Source organism: Streptomyces sp. NPDC047043 (assembly GCF_040644055.1).
In the GTDB taxonomy this organism is placed as follows: domain Bacteria; phylum Actinomycetota; class Actinomycetes; order Streptomycetales; family Streptomycetaceae; genus Streptomyces.
The window spans coordinates 168176-186037 of record NZ_JBEYVO010000009.1 but is presented as its reverse complement, the minus strand read 5'-3'; the positions used below and the strand labels follow the sequence as shown (position 1 = coordinate 186037).

18 protein-coding genes are annotated in these 17862 nt (G+C 69.6%); 9 read left to right on the top strand and 9 right to left on the bottom strand.

Annotation, left to right across the window (positions count from 1 at the left end):
- Nucleotides 1-150 precede the first annotated feature (150 nt).
- Nucleotides 151-3084 carry a beta-galactosidase gene (locus ABZ880_RS16265; RefSeq protein ID WP_361262352.1) on the bottom strand — a complete coding sequence of 978 codons (2934 nt, stop codon included), beginning with the start codon at nt 3082-3084 and terminating at the stop codon, nt 151-153.
- A 78-nt stretch (nt 3085-3162) separates the two neighbouring features.
- Here ABZ880_RS16265 and ABZ880_RS16260 point away from each other — a divergent pair, with 78 nt between their 5' ends.
- Nucleotides 3163-3621: an Rrf2 family transcriptional regulator gene (locus ABZ880_RS16260; protein WP_361262349.1), complete on the top strand. Its 459-nt coding sequence runs from the start codon at nt 3163-3165 to the stop codon at nt 3619-3621.
- A 3-nt stretch (nt 3622-3624) separates the two neighbouring features.
- Here ABZ880_RS16260 and ABZ880_RS16255 read toward each other — a convergent pair whose 3' ends face one another.
- Nucleotides 3625-4113, bottom strand: a complete 489-nt coding sequence (locus ABZ880_RS16255; RefSeq protein WP_361262346.1) for a DUF3515 family protein — start codon at nt 4111-4113, stop codon at nt 3625-3627.
- 184 nt (nt 4114-4297) lie between these two features.
- Here ABZ880_RS16255 and ABZ880_RS16250 point away from each other — a divergent pair, with 184 nt between their 5' ends.
- The 3 genes from ABZ880_RS16250 (at nt 4298) to ABZ880_RS16240 (ending at nt 6345) form a co-directional block, all read left to right on the top strand.
- Nucleotides 4298-4762: a hypothetical protein gene (locus ABZ880_RS16250; protein ID WP_361262344.1), complete on the top strand. Its 465-nt coding sequence runs from the start codon at nt 4298-4300 to the stop codon at nt 4760-4762.
- Complete coding sequence (locus ABZ880_RS16245) at nt 4759-5316, top strand: TlpA disulfide reductase family protein (protein WP_361262341.1); 558 nt, start codon at nt 4759-4761, stop codon at nt 5314-5316. Before ABZ880_RS16250 ends, ABZ880_RS16245 begins: the two co-directional genes overlap by 4 nt.
- A 117-nt stretch (nt 5317-5433) precedes the next feature.
- Nucleotides 5434-6345 carry a sulfite exporter TauE/SafE family protein gene (locus tag ABZ880_RS16240; protein WP_361262338.1) on the top strand — a complete coding sequence of 304 codons (912 nt, stop codon included), beginning with the start codon at nt 5434-5436 and terminating at the stop codon, nt 6343-6345.
- Here ABZ880_RS16240 and ABZ880_RS16235 read toward each other — a convergent pair whose 3' ends face one another.
- On the bottom strand, nt 6346-7191 hold the full coding sequence (locus tag ABZ880_RS16235; protein WP_361262335.1) for an intradiol ring-cleavage dioxygenase: 846 nt from the start codon (nt 7189-7191) through the stop codon (nt 6346-6348). It abuts the gene before it with no gap.
- Between the two features lie 281 nt (nt 7192-7472).
- On the opposite strand from ABZ880_RS16235, the gene ABZ880_RS16230 reads away from it, so the two are divergent.
- Complete coding sequence (locus ABZ880_RS16230) at nt 7473-8123, top strand: DUF4360 domain-containing protein (protein ID WP_361262332.1); 651 nt, start codon at nt 7473-7475, stop codon at nt 8121-8123.
- A gap of 56 nt (nt 8124-8179) precedes the next feature.
- On the opposite strand, the gene ABZ880_RS16225 is transcribed toward ABZ880_RS16230, so the two are convergent.
- The 3 genes from ABZ880_RS16225 to ABZ880_RS16215 all read right to left on the bottom strand — a co-directional run bounded on the left by ABZ880_RS16225 (nt 8180) and on the right by ABZ880_RS16215 (nt 10156).
- Complete coding sequence (locus ABZ880_RS16225; RefSeq protein ID WP_361262329.1) at nt 8180-8950, bottom strand: intradiol ring-cleavage dioxygenase; 771 nt, start codon at nt 8948-8950, stop codon at nt 8180-8182.
- Between the two features lie 118 nt (nt 8951-9068).
- Nucleotides 9069-9320, bottom strand: coding sequence for a DUF397 domain-containing protein (locus ABZ880_RS16220; protein ID WP_361262327.1), 252 nt, complete (start codon nt 9318-9320; stop codon nt 9069-9071).
- Nucleotides 9317-10156, bottom strand: a complete 840-nt coding sequence (locus ABZ880_RS16215) for a helix-turn-helix transcriptional regulator (protein WP_361262324.1) — start codon at nt 10154-10156, stop codon at nt 9317-9319. Before ABZ880_RS16215 ends, ABZ880_RS16220 begins: the two co-directional genes overlap by 4 nt.
- A gap of 127 nt (nt 10157-10283) precedes the next feature.
- Here ABZ880_RS16215 and ABZ880_RS16210 point away from each other — a divergent pair, with 127 nt between their 5' ends.
- Both ABZ880_RS16210 and ABZ880_RS16205 read left to right on the top strand, forming a co-directional pair.
- Nucleotides 10284-10757, top strand: coding sequence for an ATP-binding protein (locus ABZ880_RS16210; RefSeq protein WP_361262323.1), 474 nt, complete (start codon nt 10284-10286; stop codon nt 10755-10757).
- A 69-nt stretch (nt 10758-10826) separates the two neighbouring features.
- A complete protein-coding gene (locus tag ABZ880_RS16205) occupies nt 10827-12119 on the top strand; it encodes a DUF3500 domain-containing protein (RefSeq protein ID WP_361262320.1) in 1293 nt (430 codons plus the stop codon).
- Here ABZ880_RS16205 and ABZ880_RS16200 read toward each other — a convergent pair.
- Complete coding sequence (locus tag ABZ880_RS16200; RefSeq protein WP_361262317.1) at nt 12091-12948, bottom strand: helix-turn-helix transcriptional regulator; 858 nt, start codon at nt 12946-12948, stop codon at nt 12091-12093. The genes ABZ880_RS16205 and ABZ880_RS16200 overlap by 29 nt on opposite strands.
- Before the next feature lie 26 nt (nt 12949-12974).
- On the opposite strand from ABZ880_RS16200, the gene ABZ880_RS16195 reads away from it, so the two are divergent.
- Entirely contained in the window at nt 12975-13559 is a 585-nt protein-coding gene (locus ABZ880_RS16195; RefSeq protein ID WP_361262314.1) for a class I SAM-dependent methyltransferase, read from the top strand.
- Nucleotides 13560-13673: 114 nt separating this feature from the next.
- Nucleotides 13674-14642, top strand: a complete 969-nt coding sequence (locus tag ABZ880_RS16190; RefSeq protein WP_361262311.1) for an arabinan endo-1,5-alpha-L-arabinosidase — start codon at nt 13674-13676, stop codon at nt 14640-14642.
- Between the two features lie 177 nt (nt 14643-14819).
- Here the strand turns inward: ABZ880_RS16190 and ABZ880_RS16185 are convergent, their stop codons facing one another.
- Together ABZ880_RS16185 and ABZ880_RS16180 are read right to left on the bottom strand one after the other, a co-directional pair.
- Nucleotides 14820-16445, bottom strand: a complete 1626-nt coding sequence (locus tag ABZ880_RS16185; RefSeq protein WP_361262309.1) for a histidinol-phosphate transaminase — start codon at nt 16443-16445, stop codon at nt 14820-14822.
- A 207-nt stretch (nt 16446-16652) separates the two neighbouring features.
- Complete coding sequence (locus ABZ880_RS16180; RefSeq protein WP_361262307.1) at nt 16653-17807, bottom strand: aldose epimerase family protein; 1155 nt, start codon at nt 17805-17807, stop codon at nt 16653-16655.
- Nucleotides 17808-17862: the final 55 nt, after the last annotated feature.

The following is a 17862-nucleotide window of genomic DNA, read 5'->3' as shown; positions in this document are numbered from 1 at the left end:
AAGTCAGCCCGAGCGCGGCCCCGGAACCGACTAATCCGCTGATGAAACGCCGTCTTCGCACGCCTTCCCCCTTCATCGCAGAAGTCTGCGGAGGCAACACGGTCAACCAGCGTGCCGAAGAAGGCAATGCACAGGAACGGCGTTTTCAGGTCAGAGCGGCACCCCGCCCGCCGCCGCCCCCAACAACGTCAGCCGCACCTCCGACGGCCCCGACGGTGTGCTCCCGTCGGACAGGACGGCCAGGGCGAGTGTGTTGGAACCACGTGTGCGCAGGATCCCGTTGGGGAGGGCGAAGGTGTGCTGCGGCCCTACGTCGTTGATGTACTGGCCCATGTTCCAGCCGTTCAGGAAGATCTGGACGCGGTAGGCACGGGCCGCGTCGTCGTCGAGGACCAGTCCGACGGAGGCGTCGATGCCGGCGTCCACGGCCAGCCGGAACCTCGTCCGGTACCAGGTCACCCCCTGCCCCTGGTCGGCCCGCGGCAGCCGCACCGCCTCCCAGTCGGCGTCGGCGAACTTCGGCAGATGCCAGCCGTGCCGCTCCCCGTGCAGCCCGCCGTTGTTCTGGGGCCCACGCACCGGGTCGGGCGCCGCCTCGCCCTGCAGCCGCCAACTCACCTGCGGCGCCGCCCCCGTGAAGGTGACCGCGGTCAGCCCGCGTGCCACCTTGTGCGTGTCCTGGGCCTTGCCGTCCTGGTCGTGCTGCATCCGGCGCACCAGGACGGACAGGACGTGCGCGCCCGCCGTCCGCAGCTCTTCCGGTACGGCGAAGAGGGCCGTGGCCGTCCAACTCCCCTGCCGGACACTGCTGTTGTCCGGGACCGGCATCCGGTGCGTCCCCAGCGGCCGCCCGTCCAGCCAGGCCATCAGCAGCCCTTGCGTGCCCGTGCTGTAGCCGAGGGACACCGACTGCGCGCCGCGTGCGTCGGTGAAGTGGCCGCGGTACCAGACGTCGCCGTAGTGGAAGCCGTAGTCGTCGGCGAAGAGGACGGGCTGTCCGGCGGGGATCGGTGTGGTGCTGTGGGAGGTGGTCCTGGTGGCGGGCTTCCAGGCGGAGTCGTCGTAGCCGGGGGCGGACTCCGGGTTCTCCGTCTTGCGGCGCCAGCCGTCGTGCAGTGCGGGCAGGTCGACCTTTCCGACGCCGGGCAGCGGTTCCGCGCTTCGCAGACTGGCAGTGGACGTGGCGCGGGTCTTCAAGTCCGCGCCGTTCCAGGTGACCTGGCGAACGCCCCGCGGGGCCCACACCTCCACCTCGGTGGCCCGGACGGTGTCCCCGGTGAGCCGGACCGTCTCCCCGCTGACGGTCGCGGTCCGCAGCAGCGCGGGCCCGTACACGAGCACCTGGCCGGAGGGGGTCTCGCGCGGCCACAGCCGTACGGAGGTCTCCTCGTCGGCCAGGAGCAGGAGGAGCGGGGTGGAGGTGCCGCCGCCGGTCACCGACACCCGTGTCAGCCCGTCCAGTCGGGCCTCGATCCGCAGCAGCCCGTCCGCGTACGAATGCTCGGCGTCCCCCTCCACCACCGTGACCGTCGGCAGGCTCGCGCACTCCAGCGCGGTCACCGTCTCCTCGCCCGACTGCCCGGTGAGCACGGCGATCTCCTGCCGCCCGGCGGTGAGGGCCAGCATGGGCCGGGCGTTGGAGTGGCGCAGCTTCCGGTGGCCCAGGGCGATTCCGGCGGCCAGCAGGCGTGCGTCCCGCGCCGGGACGGTGACCGGGAGGTCGGCGCCGGGGACCGGGAGGGTGGCGTCGACCGGTTCCGTGCCGTCGTTGCGCAGGACGTACACATGGGCGTGGGTGTCGGGGTTGGTCAGGTGGTACACCTTCAGCCCGTCCACCGTCACGTCGGCCGCGCGGTCCAGCTTGGCGAAGTCCGGTACGTGCCGCAGCAGTTGGCCCAGCTGGTGCATGGGGATCAGCTTGGCCGTGGGCTGCCGTCCCTCGTCGATGGCTGCCCCGTAGTCGTACGAGGTGTAGACGACCGGTGCGGGCAGCCAGCCCCAGGAGGTGCCGCCGAAGGTCATGTAGACGCTGTGCAGCGTGATGCCGTTGGCGAGGTTGGTGAGGTAGAAGCGCCGCTCGTACGCGGCGTCCCGCTGCCGCCGCGACTCCGCGTACCCCTTCCCGTCGAACCAGGCCCCGCCCCACGGGTCGAACCATCCGCCCCCGAACTCAGGGATGAAACCCGGCGTCCGCGGACTGGCCGTGGCCCCGCCCTTGATTCCGCCGGTTCCGAAGTGCCCCCAGTCGGGCGGGAGTTTGTCGGGTGACGGATAGCCGTCGAAGCCGTACAGCCAGCCCCCCGGCTCCCCGCCGGTGTCGAAGGAACCGGGGACCCAGTAGCCGTTGCGGCCCTTGTCGTTGTGGAAGAGGGGGACGTCGATGCCGTCGGAGCGCACCTTCTTGTACAGGTGGGCCATGTAGTCGCGGCCGGTCGGCTCGGTGACGTGGGAGTCGTACTCGTTCTCGATCTGGTAGAGCAGGACGGTCCCGCCGCCCTGGGTGTACAGGTGCCGGGCGACGATGGCGTTCACCTGGGTCAGCCACTCGTCGACGTACGAGAGATAGGTCGGGTCGGCGGTCCGCGCCGAGCCCTTGGTCGCCGTGAGCCAGCCCGGGAAGCCGCCGCCGTCGATCTCGGCGTTGATGTAGGGGCCGGGGCGCAGGATGACGTAGAGACCGGTCTCGGCGGCCATGCGCAGGAACAGGTCCAGGTCACGGATGCCGGTGAAGTCGTACTGCTGGGGGGCGGGGGAGTGGTAGTTCCAGGAGACGTAGATGCTGACCGCGTTGTAGCCGTGGGCGCGCATCTTCTGCAGGACGTCCCGCCACAGGGCCGGGCTCGGCAGCCGGAAGGGATGCATCTCGCCCGACCAGATCACCAGGCGCCGGCCGTCGACGAGGAGCGAGTAGCGGTCGAAGCCGATCGTGTGCCGCCGCCCGTCCGCGGCCGGCGGCGCGGGCGCGGGCCCCGTCGGTGCGGTGGGAGCGGCGTAGGCGCAGGTCACCGCCGCGCTGCCGCCGAGGGCGAGGCCCAGCGCCGTCGTGCAGGCGAGGGCGTTGAAGGTACGTCTGCTGAGCCCCAAGGGAGCCTCCCGTCGTGCCGGTCGGTCGGCGGCGCGTGCGGGGTCATTGTGTACGGGCCGACACAGCACAATGGTGCTATGAGGATCTCGGCACGGGCGGATTACGCGGTACGGGCGGTTCTTGAGCTCGCGGTGCGGCAGGAGGGTGGGCCGGTGAAGGCGGAGGCCATCGCCGCCGCGCAGGACATCCCGCACAAGTTCCTGGAGGGGATCCTCGGCGACCTGCGGCGCGGCGGTGTCGTCGACAGCCGGCGCGGTGGGGGCGGTGGCTACCGGCTGGCGCGCGAGGCCGGGAAGATCACGGTCGCGGACGTGATCCGCACCGTCGACGGCCCGATCGTCTCGGTGCGCGGCGAGCGGCCCACCGGCCTGGAGTACACCGGCTCCGCGCAGCCGCTGCTGCCCCTGTGGATCGCTCTGCGGGCCAATGTGCGGCGCATCCTGGAGGGTGTCACGATCGCGGACATCGCGGCGGACGCGCTGCCTGATCCGGTACGGGAGTTGGCGGCGGAGCCGGCGGCCTGGGAGAACCCGTAGGGGTCAGTTCTTCGACAGGCAGCGGGTCGTCTGCCTGACGGGGGAGACGAGCCGGGAGAGGTCGATCAGGGCCTCGTCGGTCCGGGTCGGGCTGTCGAAGACGACCTGGGTGGCCGGGGTGCGGCCGTAGGTGACGACGACCTTTCTGCCGTGGGTGGACTGGGCCTCGTCGTAGACCCAGTCCACGCCGTCGACCGCGAAGCACGGGTCGCCGGTCGGTCCGGGCGGTGTCACTCCGCAGCGCAGCACGATGTCCTGGTCGCCCCAGACGGCGACCCCGGGCAGGCTGCTGTCCCGGCGGGAGTGGCCGCCGAGGGAGGCCGGGGCGTGGTCGGCGATGCGGCGGCAGTGCGGGGTGCCGGAGGCCTTGGCGGGGGTGATGCCGGCGTCGGCGTCGTCGGCGAGGAGGACGTAGGCGGTGAGCGCGGCGCCGGCGGCGAGACCGCACACTCCCACGGCCACGGCGAGTCGGGTGCGGCGGATCGGGGGCATGGTCGGCGGCGGTCTTCCCGGGGCGAGGGCGGTCGGTTCCGACAGAACGTTAGACACCGCCGCGGTTGCGGAGGCCACCGCCCCCTGCCATCGCCCCCTGCCTCCGGTGGTCGGCTCGTGGAGGGGACAATGACCTTGTGGCGCGCGGCTGTTGTGCGGTGCGCCGGCGAAAAGGGGGAGTGACGTGACTGTCACCTGGCGCGGCGCGGTTTCCTACGCGCTCACCGTCGTCGTGGTGTCCTGGCTGGTCGGGGCGGCCGTGGACCTGGCCTGGTCGGCCGCTTCGGGAGACCTCGGGGCCTGGGTCTCGTTCTGGGCGAAGGACTCGTGGCACGCGGTCTTCGTCGCCGCCGCCACCGTGTCCCTGACCCTGGCCCGGCGCCTGCTGGCGCCCCTGCCGCGGTGGCGCGTGATGCTGGTCGACGGGTCCGTCTACCTGGTGGTGCTGCTGTTCTGCTGGGGGATCGCGGGGGCGGTCGCGGGCGACGAGGCACCGGCGGACACGGCGTTCGTGATGGCGATCCTCGCGCTGTTCACGCTGCAGCTGCCCGCGGCGTGGCTGCTGTGCGTGTGGCGGTCGGGGAGCCTGGAGGTCGTGCTCGGCCGGGCCGCGACCGACGACATGCACGGGGAGCCGACCGCGCGATGACGGCGACGACTCGACACACGTACGCGGTCGTGGTGGCGGCCTGTGTGCTCCTCGCGGGCTGCTCGTCGAAGGAACCGATCGGCGACACCACGCCAGGAGACCCGCTCAGCCGGACCTTCGAGGAGGGCGAGCGTCCCGCTGCTCCGGATCTTGCCGGGACCTCGCTGGACGGGAAGGCCGTCAGGCTGTCCGACTACCGGGGCAAGGTCGTCGTGCTCAACGCCTGGGCCTCCTGGTGCCCGCCGTGCCGGGCGGAGGCGCCCGGGCTGCAGGAGGTGCAGAAGAAGTGGGGCGGGCGCGGGCTGCAGGTCCTGGGTCTGGACAACGACGGCAGCCGCGCCGACGGGCTCGCCTTCCAGAAGCAGCACCGGCTGGGCTACCCGTCGCTGCACGACCCGTCGGGCAAGCAGATCCTGAGGCTGCCGCGCGGCCTGGTGAACACCAAGGGGCTGCCGTTCACGATCGTCGTGGACCGGTCGGGGAAGGTGGCGGCGACGCGGATGGGAGAGGTGACGCAGGCGCAGGTGACGAAGATGGTCACGCCGCTGCTCTGACGCGGTTCCTCATCGTCGTCTCAGGCTCTCCTCAGCTTGAGGTCCTATCGTCGCCTCCCGTTCATCCCTACCTCACCGGTGGGAAAGCTCGGAAACGGCAAACGGACGGGACCTCACATGCGCACGCTGATCCTGCTCGCCCTCGCGGGCCTCGGTGCCCAGCTCGTGGACGGCAGCCTCGGCATGGCCTACGGCGTGACCTCGACGACCCTGCTCCTGGCGCTGGGCACCAATCCGGCCGCCGCCTCGGCCACGGTGCACCTGTCCGAGATCGGTACGACCCTGATGTCCGGCGCCTCGCACTGGCGCTTCGGGAACGTCGACTGGAAGGTCGTCGCGAGGATCGGCGTACCGGGAGCGGTCGGCTCCTTCCTCGGCGCGACCGTCCTGTCCAGGCTCTCCACCGAGCTCGCCGAGCCGGTGATGTCGCTGATCCTGCTCGGTCTCGGCGTGTACGTCATGTCCCGCTTCACCCTGCGCGGTCTGCCCAAGGGCCAGTTGGGCAAGCCGCTGCGCAAGCGGTTCCTGGCACCGCTGGGCCTGCTCGCCGGGTTCCTGGACGCGACCGGCGGGGGCGGCTGGGGTCCGGTCGGGACGCCGGCGCTGCTGGCCAGCGGCCGTATGGAACCCCGTAAGGTCATCGGCTCGATCGACACCAGCGAGTTCCTGGTGGCGGTCGCCGCGAGCCTCGGCTTCCTCTTCTCGCTCGGCTCGCAGGGCCTGAAGTGGACCTGGGTGCTGGCCTTCCTGCTCGGCGGGCTGGTCGCCGCGCCGATCGCGGCCTGGCTGGTCCGGCTCGTCCCGCCGCGGGTGCTGGGCTCCGCGGTCGGCGGGATCATCGTCGTCACCAACGTCCGTACGCTGCTGAAGAGCGACTGGATCGCCGCGTCCGGCGGGCTCAGCACTTCGGTCTACGTCTTCCTCTACGCGCTGTGGGCCGCCGCCCTGGCGTACTCGATCCGCGCCCACCGTCAGGAGAGGGCGGCGGAGGCCGAGTCCGCCGAGGAGCGGCAGCCCGTCAGCGCCTGATCAGGCGGTGCTGACGCCCATCGTGAGGGTGGCCTTGTAGCCGTCGGACACGCTCGAGCCGAGCGCGGTGAGGGTCAGCAGCCCCGAGGAGGCGCCGCCGTCGTCGTAGATGGTGTCGTCGGCCAGCGACGTCTCCTTGGTGGTGTTGTCCGAGTAGGGCGAGATCGCCTGGATCTCCTCGTTGATGTCCGGGTCGAAGAACAGCTGACCGGTGTGAATGAGGTCGCCGCCGGTGTACGAGTCGTCGGTGAGCGTCACATCCGTGTGCACTCGCAGATGGACGTGCACGGCGCGGGAGACGTAGTGCCCCGGCCAGATGGAGGTGATGCCGGCCTGACCGTTGGAGTCGGTCATCTGACCGCCGCGCAGGAACGTGCCGTTGTCCTCCTCGGTGTGGCCGTTGCCGCCGACGAAACCGGAGTACTCGCCGAGGGAGTCGCAGTGCCAGATCTCGACGAGCGCGTCGGCCAGCGGTGCGCAGTCGTTGTCCTGGTCGACGACCGTGAGGGTGTACTGCACCTCCACGCCTTCCTTGTCCTCCCTGATGTCCTCGCGGACCAGGGCGCCGTCCAGGGAGTACGGGCCCTCGGTGACCTCGGCGGTCAGCGTGCAGACGCTGCTGGAGGCGGACGCCTGCGGGGACGCGGTGGTCGACGTCGCCGAGTCGGTGGTCGAGGAGCTGCCCGTGTCGGCCGAGGCGAAGCCGGCCACCGCGAGGCCGCCGACCACGGCCGCGGTGCCGCCGCCGATCAGTACACGGCGGCGCTGGACGCCCTTGTCCCGGCGGTGCCGCCCGGGCTGGTTGGTGTTGTCGAGTTGCTCGTTGTGCTCGTTGTTTCCCGTCATGGGCAGGGAAGTTAGGGACGTACCTGAAGGATTCCTTGATGTGCGGCTGTGAATGACCTGGGGATGGAACCCTCAACGGACCGCTATTTCAACAGAGTTCGGACACGTGCCCAGCATGTGAAATCCACATCTGTGAATGGCTTGAGTTCGCCCTGACCACTGCATGTGTGTCTCCCTACGATGCGGATCGCCTCCGGCCTTCACAGGAACCCCACTGTTTCTCCAAAGGTTTCCAGCCGGGCCGGGGTGTGCCACCCCCCACTCACAGAACCGGAGAGACCATGACTGGTGGACTCCTTCTGAGCGGTGCCGTAGCCGCTCTGCTCACCACCGCGATACCCGCGCACAACCCGTCGGGCGGGTTCGACGACCCGCCGCCGGACAAGATCATCATCAAGGTCGCCACGGTGAACGGCTCGGGCTGCCCGCAGGGCACGACCGCGGTCGCCGTCTCGGAGGACAACACGGCCTTCACGGTCACCTACAGCGACTACCTCGCCCAGGCGGGCGGCGGCTCCGACCCGACGGCGTTCCGCAAGAACTGCCAGCTCAACCTGGTCGTCCACGTCCCGCAGGGCTTCACGTACGCCATCGCCAGCGCCGACTACCGCGGCTTCGCCTCGCTCCAGTCCGGTGCCAACGGCACGCAGAGAGCCTCGTACTACTTCCAGGGCTCCCCGAACACCGCACAGAAGACGCACCCCTTCAGCGGCCCCTACAACGACAACTGGCAGGCCACCGACCAGACCGACTGGGCCCAACTGGTCTGGGCGCCCTGCGGCGTTCAGCGCAACTTCAACATCAACACGGAGCTGCGGGTGACGGCCGGCTCGACCTCCGCGGACAAGGTCAGCTTCATGACCATGGACTCGACGGACGGCGACATCAGCACGGTGTACCACCTGGCGTGGAAGGAGTGCCCGAGCTCCTGACATGAGCGAAAGGGGGTGGCCCGCGGCGTGGGCCACCCCTGTCGCTGCGGGCCGGTTCAGCTCTGCTCGACGCCCAGTGTCAGCGTGCCGGAGTAGCCGGAGGAGGTCGAACTGCCCAGGGCCGTAAGGGTCAGCAGGCCCGAGGCGGCGCCCCCGCCGTCGTAGATGGAGTCCTGGGAGAGCGTGGTGCGGGTGACCGTGTTGGTCGAGTAGGGCGAGACGGCGGCGACCTTGGTCGTGATGGACTCGTCGAAGAAGAGCTGTCCGGTGTGGAGTTCCTGACCGCCGGTGAACGAGCCGTCGGAGGTCAGCGTGACGCCGGTGTGCACCTTGATGTGGATGTGGATGCACCGGCCGCGGTACCAACCGGGGTAGATCGTGGTGATGTTGGCGACGCCTGACGAGTTGGTCAGTACGCCGCCGCGCAGGAAGGTGCCGTCGTCCGGTTCGCTGTGGCCGTTGCTGCCGACGAAGCCGGAGTACTCGCCGAGTGCGTCGGCGTGCCAGATCTCGACGAGGGCGTTGCTGATCGTGGCGCAGGTGTCGTCGTCGACGACGGTGAGGGCGAGCTTGAGCGGGATGCCCGCCTTGGACTCGGTGATGTCGGAGCGGACGAGCGCTCCGTCGAGGTAGTAGGGGCCTTCGGTCATCTCCTTCGTGAGGGTGCAGACGGCCGCGGCGGCGACGGGTTCGGTGTCACCGGTGTCCACGGCTGCGGGGGCTCCAGGCCCTGCCGCGCCCACGGCGACGGCGGCGGCCGTGGCGCCCGTGGCGATCAGCACGGTGCGGCGCCCGATCGGGCTTGCTGCCTCTGGGGTGTCTGTCATGGACACGGCACCGTAGGAGCGGATGCTGTTGATGGGCTGTCAGTTGGGCAAAGTGACGGTTCGTCAAGTTCCTTGCAGGACAGGTCGGGACGCCACGGTGCGTGCGCCGCTCGACGTGTCAGCCGCGGCCGTCGGCGGCGAACGAGACGAACACTCCCCAGGCTTCTGGGGAGAGGGTCAGATGAGGCTCCTCCGGCGTCTTGGAGTCGCGGATGCGGATGGTGGCGGGGGTGAGGGCGACCTCGACGCAGTCGCCGGAGCCGCTGCTGCTGTGACTGGACTTGCGCCAGTCCAGAGCGACCTCAACACAGTCTCCGTCGCCGCTGCTGCTGTAGCTGCTTTTGAACCAGGCCAGTTCGGACGTGCTCATAGCGCTCCTCGCATCCGCTCCAACAGGCTCACGGAGTCTTCGAGGGTGAGAGCCTGCGAACGCATCCTGGCATACCGCCTCTGGAGCACGCTGATCTCTTTTGAGTCGGCGACGAACATGCCCCCGCGCTGGCCCTCGCAGTAGGCGAACCACTTGTTGTCCGGAGTCTCCAGCAACTGCACCGGGCCCGCCAGGCCTGCATGGGATTCCTGCACCAACGGCATGATCTGGACCTCGACGTTCCGCAGCGCGGCGATCTCCAGCACGTGATCGATGAGTTCCCGCGTGACCTGCACGCCGCCCGTGCGACGCAGGAACAGTTGCTCTTCGAGGATGAAGCCGAACGCCGTGTTGGGCTGTTTCCGCAGCAGCTGTTGCCGCTCCGCCCGTGCCACCCACTGTGCCTCGATCTGCTCGTCGCTCAGAGGCGGCAGTTGGTCGGTGAACAGCGTCCGCGCGTACGCCTCCGTCTGCAACAGCCCCGGAATCAACCGGCATTCGTACGTGTACAACGTGATCGCGGTCGCCTCCAACCGCGCCCACCGTCGAAACCACGCCGCCAGGCCCGGCTGCCGAGTCAGGCAAGGCGCAGCCTTCCGTAGCGCACCCGTGTTGCCCAGCACCGTCTCCGCCCGTTCCGCGAAGTCCGGATCCGGCATGCGCCGCCCCAACTCGATGGAGGCCACGGTGTGTTTGGAGAGGCCCACCAGGTCCCCGAACTCCTCCCGGCTCAGCCCCTTGTGCTCCCGCAACGCCTGGACGACCGCCCCGAACGTCCGCAGGCTGTCCGAAGACTCCGGCTCGCCGCCCGTGCCCACCGCACCCTCGACCACCATCGGTCACCTCCCGCGCCCATGGTTACGGTCGGTCACGCGTACTGTCCACCCTGTCACCGCGTACGCTCCCGCAGCGTACGCGGCGCTGAGCTGGTGAACTGCCCTGCCCGCCCGCCAGATTGGGTCCATGGCAGCTCCCCCCACCCCCCAACCGCCCGTCACCGTACGTACGTTCGCCCAGCGGCTGACCGCCACCCCGCGTGCCGCCCGCCTCGCCCGGCACCTCGCCGTGAACCAGCTGCACGCCTGGGGCGTCCCGTACGGCACGGACCCCTCGGACGCCGTCGCCCTGATCGTCGCCGAACTCGCCGCCAACGCCGTCACCCACGGCCGTGTCCCCGGGCGGGACTTCGAACTGCGGCTCTCCCTGGTCGCGGGCAGCGTCCGTATCGAGGTCACCGACACCCGGGCCGACCGTCACGCGCACGTGCTCCCACCCGCGAAGCTCCTCGACGAGAGCGGCCGGGGTCTCCTCCTGGTCGACGCGCTCGCCGACCGCTGGGAGGTGCTGGACCGCGACCCACCGCCCGGCAAGACCGTCCGCGCCGAGGTCGACCTGCCGGGGTGGCTGTCTCTGGCCAGGCGGGCGAAGCGAGCCTGAACCCTCTGGGCCTCGCATCCACAGGTTTCCCCCAGGAGCGCTTCAGGTCCGTCATGGAGTTTGGTGCGCATGCACGGACACCGATCACGTACCCCCGAAGCCGAACGCAGCCGCCGCTGGTTCATGAACAAGGCGCTGCTCGCCGGCGGTGTCGCCGCGGTGGCGGCCATGACCGGCTGTTCCTCGAACTCCTCCGACACGGCGGGCGGTTCGAGCTCCTACGGCGGCCCGGGCGGCATGCCGTCCGGTGGTCCGTCCGGAGCTCCCGGCGGCGGAGCGGGCGGTATGGGGCCCGGCGCCAGTGAGGTGAAGTACGCCGACTTCAAGGGCGTGACGAGTGACGGCAAACTCGTCGACGACCTGTACTCGATCCACTCCACCGACGTCTCCACCGACGGGATCGTCAAGGCGGCGCAGGCCTTCCTGGACGGGCTGTCCGCCAAGGAGCGAAAGTCCGCCACCTTCGACGTGGACGACGACGAGTGGCTGGCCTGGAGCAATGTCGACGGGTACCAGCGCAAGGGCGTGCGGATGGGCGACATCACCGAGAAGCAGCGCGACCTCGGCTACACGCTGCTCGGCGCCGCGCTCTCCGCCGACGGCCTCGCCCAGACCCGCAACATCATGAAGCTCAACGCGTTCCTGGGCGACTACAGCGGCGGCGGCCGGGCCACCCTCACCGAGGGCGCGTACTTCTTCACCTTCATGGGCACCCCCTCCACCACCAAGCCCTGGGGCTTCCAGTACGAGGGCCATCACGTCGCCATCAACTACTTCGTACTCGGCGACCAGGTCGTCATGACGCCCACCTTCATGGGCTCCGAGCCGACCTCGGCGACCTACAAGGGCGAGAAGATCACCCTGTTCAGGAAGGAGACCAAGGCGGGCCTGACGCTGCTGCGTTCCCTGACCTCCGCCCAGCAGAAGAAGGTCATCTCCTCGGAGAGCAAGGCCGGCGACAACTTCAAGGCCGGCGCCGGACAGGACAACGCGCAGATCGCCTACCAGGGCCTGGCCGCCAAGGAGTTCACCGACGCCCAGCGGAACAAGCTCCTCGAGCTGGTCCGCGTCTACGTCGGGAACATGAACGACGGGCACGCCGACGTGAGGATGACCGAGGTGGAGGACCACCTCGACGAGACGTACTTCTCCTGGATCGGCGAGACCAAGGACAGCTCCGCCTTCTACTACCGCGTGCACAGCCCGGTCGTACTGATCGAGTACGACGCCCAGTCCCCGATCGCCTACGAGACCGACAACCGCAACCCCTCCCAGCGGCACATCCACACCATCATCCGCACCCCCAACGGCGGCGACTACGGCGTGGACCTGCTCAAGTTGCACCTGGAGAACGATCACTGAGGAGCGGCGGTCGTGCCGAACGCTCCTGGCGGAAGCCGCTCGGCGTCTCCCCGGTGTACGCCTGGAAGGCCCGGCTGAAGGCGCTCGCGCTGTCGAAGCCCACGGCGATGGCGGTACCGAGGACCGTGCTGTCGCCCTCGACGAGCAGGGCCATGGCGTGCAGCAGCCGGCTGTGCAGGAGGTACTGGCGCCAGCTCATCCCGGTGGAGGCGCGGAACCGCCGTCGCAGGGTGCGCTCGGAGACGGCCACGGCGCGGCAGACCTGGTCGAGACTCACCGTGGCGAGGTGGGTGTCGGTGTGCCGCATGACCGCGGTGATCAGGGGGTCGGTGCTGGTCGGGAGGCGGAACGGAAGCTCCTCGTCGAGGCGTTCGCGCACCAGGTGGGACAGGGCCTCGAAGTAGGAGTCGGCGACCGCGTCACCGGTCGTGCGGCCGATCGGCCAGCGGGTGGCGTAGATGAGCATCGCGCGCAGGATCGGGTCCACGGGCAGCACCCGGACCCGGCCCCCGGTGTCCCGCAGCAGCAGGGGATCGAAGAAGACCGAGACCGTCCTGGCCCGGTCGAAGGAGCTCTGGTGGGCGAGGCCGGCCGGTATCCACACCGCCTGGCGTGACGGCAGCCGGTGGCGTGCCGTCGCGGTCTCGACGCCGACGATCCCCTCGGCGGCGTACTCGAGCTGGTGCTGGTTGTGACGGTGCCAGGAGGTCGTCCCGTCGCCCTCGAAGGTGAACGTCCCCGCGGCCACCCCCGTCCCGCCGGGCAGCGATGCCCAGCGGGAGTTGGCCGCGGAAGGCATGGATGTGGCCGTTCGTGCGGAGCCGGTCATCGTCCGGAGTATGTACGAATGAAGGCATGACGTCCATGAATCAGGCGCATCTGACCTTCCTGGCCTCCCCGGAGTGGGCCGACACGCTGCGCACCAGGCTGCTGCCCTGGCTGCGGGAGACGGTCGTACTCGGCGACGACGTACTGGAAGTCGGCCCGGGCCCCGGCCTCACCACCGACCTGCTCCTCCAGCTCACCGAGCGCATCACGGCGGTCGAGATCGACGCCGACCTCGCCCGGCAGCTGGCCGAACGGCTCCACGGCACCCGTGCCGAGGTCGTCCACGGCGACGCCACGACCGTCGACCTGGAGCCCGACCGCTTCTCCGCGGCCACCTGCTTCACGATGCTGCACCACGTCGAGTCCCCCGAGGCCCAGGACCGGTTGTTCGTACGGGTGTGTCAACTGCTGTGCCCCGGAGGGGTGTTCGTGGGTGCCGACTCCGTCGCGAGCGACGAACTGCGCGACTTCCACGTCGGCGACACCTATGTCCCGGTCGATCCGGACACCCTCGAACTCCGGCTCACCACCGCGGGGTTCACCGACATCACCGTCATCAGGCCGCCCGGCGAAGGCCACTTCCGCTTCACCGCTCGCAAGCCGCGCGCCTGAGGCTGCACGGACCATTGACGCGCAAGGGGTTCGATTCTACGGTCCGTCCGAGGTTCTGATCGACGACCGACATACCGAACGGACCGTATCCCCCCACCCGTTGGGAGCGTCAGCGTGAGCCGCACCTCTCGCAGAACCACTCTCCTCGCGATCCCCGCCGCCGTCGTCCTCGCCCTGATCCCGAGCACGGCGTCGGCGTACCCCAACCCCGGCAAGGTCACCGGCGACGTCGTCGTGCACGACCCGACGATGATCCGCACCTCGTCCGGCCGCTACCTGCTGTACTCCACGGGCGGCGGCCTGGGCTACAAGACCTCGACCGACCGCATCGCGTTCAGCGCCGGCAGCGACGCGTTCTCCACCAGGCCGGGCTGGTGGTCGTCGTACGCCACCGAGGCCTGGGCGCCCGACATCTCGTTCCACGGCGGCAAGTACCTGATGTACTACGCCGTTTCGACCTTCGGCTCCAACAAGTCGGCCATCGGCCTGGCGGGTTCGTCGACGGGTCTGCCCGGCTCCTGGACCGACTACGGCGTCGTCTACACCTCCACCACGTCCAGCGACTACAACGCCATCGACCCGAACCTCTTCGTCGACGACGACGGCAAGTGGTGGCTGTCGTTCGGCAGTTGGTGGACGGGTATCAAGATGATCCGGATCGACCCGGGCACCGGAAAGCAGCTCTCCTCCGACACCACCCGGTACTCGATCGCCTCCCGCCCGACCGGGACCAAGGCCGTCGAGGCGCCGTACATCGTCAAGCGCAACGGCTACTACTACCTCTTCGCCTCGTACGACGTCTGCTGCCAGGGCACCAGCTCGACGTACAAGGTCAAGGTCGGCCGCGCCACGAGCATCACCGGCCCGTACTACGACAAGAGCGGCGTCGCCATGACGAACAACGGCGGCACCCCGGTCCTGGAGTCCCACGGCAGCATCATCGGCCCCGGCGGCCAGTCCATCATGAACGACTCCGACGGCGACCTGATCGTCTACCACTACTACGACGCCACCGACAACGGCACACCCAAGCTGGGCGTCAACTTGCTGAACTGGAGCACGGGTTGGCCTGTGGCCTACTGAGCAGGGTCGGACGGTGAGTTGGCGGCCGCGGGCTCGTGGTGGCCTGTCGCGCAGTTCCCCGCCCCTGAGGGGGTTGCAGATCACCGGCGTCAGCAACAGCCCCCATAGGGGCGCGGGGAACTGCGTGATCAGCCGCAACGAGCCCGCAGTCGGCCACGCACCGTACCCCTGTGGCGATCAGCCGGCTTGTCCCATGCCCGCAGCGTTGGGCCAGCTCTGGGCGTTGGGCCAGCCCGTCGCGGGGGCCGGGGTGAGGCCCGGGGCTGGCCCGGTGGTACCCCGTACCTGCGCGGCAGTAAGGCCTCCCCGGGCCGGGACGCCGGGCGGAGTAGGGCCGGTCTGGGCGGCGGGAGCCATCGGCGCCGGGGCGGGTGCGGCAGCCGGTGCCTGCATCGGAGCGGGCGCAGGCATCGGCATCTGTGCAGGCATCTGCATAGCAGCCGGCATGGGCGCCGCAGGCACAGGCACAGGCACGGGCTGCGGCCCCGCCGAAGCAGCCGCAGGCATGGGCATGCCGGTGCCGGCGGCCGGGGCGGCTGCGAGCCCCGGATATCCGCCGGCACCGACGGCCTGAGCGGCAAGGCCCTGCATGCCCGCCCCGTTGGTCGCGCCGACCAGCCGGTCCACGGCCGCCGTACCCGAGCTGTAGCTGGTCCCGGTGCTCAGCTCGGGTACGGCGGCTCCCCTCCTGGTCCCGTAGAGCACCTGTTCCAGGCCGGACACCAGGCGACGCACGTCCACCTGGGGGCGCACCACGAGCCTCAGGAAGCGGCTGGACGAACCGATCTTGTTGCCGCATTCGCGGACCAGGATCCGGTGCTCGGTGAGCATCCGGTCCCGGACCACCGTGCCTTCGGCGCCCACGGGGAGGCGCACGAAGAGGAAGTTGCCCTGGGAGGGGTAGACGGTCAGACCGGGGAGTGCGGAGAGCTGGCTGGCCATGTCGAGGCGGTCGCGGCGGACCTGCTGGAGGCTCTGCGCGTACTCGGCGCCGTGCTCCTTGAGCATGAACACGACGTGCTCGGCGAAGGAGTTGAGGTTCCACTTCGGCAGCATCGAGCGGATGCGGCCCGCGAGCGCCGGGTTGGCGACCAGGTAGCCGAAGCGTATGCCGTGCAGGCCGAAGTTCTTGCCGAGGCTGCGCAGGACCACGACGTTCGGCCGGAGCATCGCCTCCTGCACCACCGAGGGCTCGGCCTCCGCGTCGGCGAACTCCAGGAACGACTCGTCGATGACGACCAGGTCCAGGTCCGCCATCGCGTCCATGAACTGCACGAGCGCGTGCTTGTGGAGGAAGCCGCCGTCGGGGTTGTTCGGGTTGCAGATCACCGCGACGCGGGTGCCCCGGGCGCGGATGAACTCGGCGTACTGGGCCAGATCCAGAGCGAAGCCGCTGGATTCCTGCAGCGGGAACATGTCGACCCGCTTGCCGGTCTCCATCGGCTGGTCGGTCCAGCGGCCGAAGGTGGGGACGGGGATGGCGAGGGACTCGCGGACCATCAGGTGGTCGATCCAGGTGATCAGTTCGGTCGAGCCGTTGCCCATGGCCACGCACTGCGGCGGCAGCTGGAGCAGGTTGCACAGCTCGGCGGTGATCGTGTCGGCGCTGCTCGGGTAGTACGTGATGATGTCGCGGAGGCGGGCCGCCATGTCCTCGAACATCGCCGGGGTGGGGAAGTAGGGGTTGCAGGGGATGCAGAAGTCCACCGGGCCGACGCCTTCGCCGCCCTCTCGCGTCAACGCCGCCATCGACGGGCTGTGAGCCGCAGTGTTGCGGAACAGCGAGGAGACGTTGTCGGCCATGGAACCTCCGTATGGGGCGGGCCCGCGGGGACGACCGGGCCCGTCGTCTTTGGGTGGCCCGCGCGGGGGAGCACGGGCCGCCCTTACATACGGAGGCAGGGGTGGCGCTGTTCAACGGTTGTGAAACTAGTGTGACTTCGGGAACCGGAAGGCCTTGCTCAACGTCCCCGCCCGGGTGCCCGCCGTCACACGCCTACGAGTGCACGGTCAGGCGCTGAAGGTGTGCACCGTCGTCGTCTTGTACGTCTGCCCCGGCCGCAGCACCGTCGACGGGAAGTTCGCGTGGTTCGGCGAGTCCGGGAAGTGCTGCGTCTCCAGGCACAGGGCGTCACCCTGGCGGTAGGTGCGGCCGCCGGTGCCGGTGAGGGTGCCGTCGAGGAAGTTGCCCGAGTAGAACTGCAGGCCCGGCTGGTCGGTGGCGATCTTCAGGGTGCGGCCGGAGCGCGGGTCGCGCAGGGTGGCGACGTGCTGGGGCTTGGCGGTGATGCCCTTGTCGAGGACCCAGTTGTGGTCGTAGCCCTTGGCCTGCACCTGCTGGACGTGGCCGTCGCGGATGTCGCGGCCGATCGTCTTGGTCTTGCGGAAGTCGAACGGGGTGCCGTGCACCGTCGCCAGTTCGCCCGTGGGGATCAGGCCCGTGTCGGTGGGCGTGTAGCGGCCGGCGGCGATCGTGAGCTCGTGGTCCTCGATCGTGCCGCTGCCCTCGCCGGCGAGGTTCCAGTAGACGTGGCTGGTGAGGTTGACCACGGTGGCCTTGTCGGTGGTGGCCTCGTAGTCGATCCGCCAGTCGCCGTGCTTGGTGAGGGTGTACGTCACCTTCGACTTCAGCGTGCCGGGGTAGCCCATCTCGCCGTCGATGCTGGTGTAGTGCAGGACCAGACCGACGTCGGAGCCCTTGGTGAAGGGCTCGATGTCCCATACGCGCTTGTCGAAGCCCTTGACGCCGCCGTGCAGGCTGTTGACGCCGTCGTTGACGGAGAGCTGGTAGCTCTTGCCGTCGAGGGTGAACTGGCCCTTGGCTATGCGGTTGCCGTAGCGGCCGATCAGGGCGCCGAAGTACGGCGTCTTGGCGACGTAGTCCTCGATGTTGTCGAAGCCGAGGGAGACGTTGGCGTAGCGGCCGTGCCGGTCGGGGATCTCCAGGGACTGGACGATGCCGCCCCAGGACAGGACCTTCAGCCGGGTGCCGCCGTTCTCCAGGGCCCAGCTGTAGATCTTCGTGCCGTCGGCGAGCTTGCCGAAGAGCGACTTCACGGGCTTCTTGCCTCCCGAGGCGGCCTCGGCACTGCCGGTGCCGAGGGTGGTCGCGGCGATGCCCGCGGCCGCTGCTCCTGCGATGACTGTGCGTCTGTTCAGTTCCATGTGCGGCTCCCGTAAAGGGGTGGGGCCCCGCCGTTTCTGACGGGGCCCGAGCTGG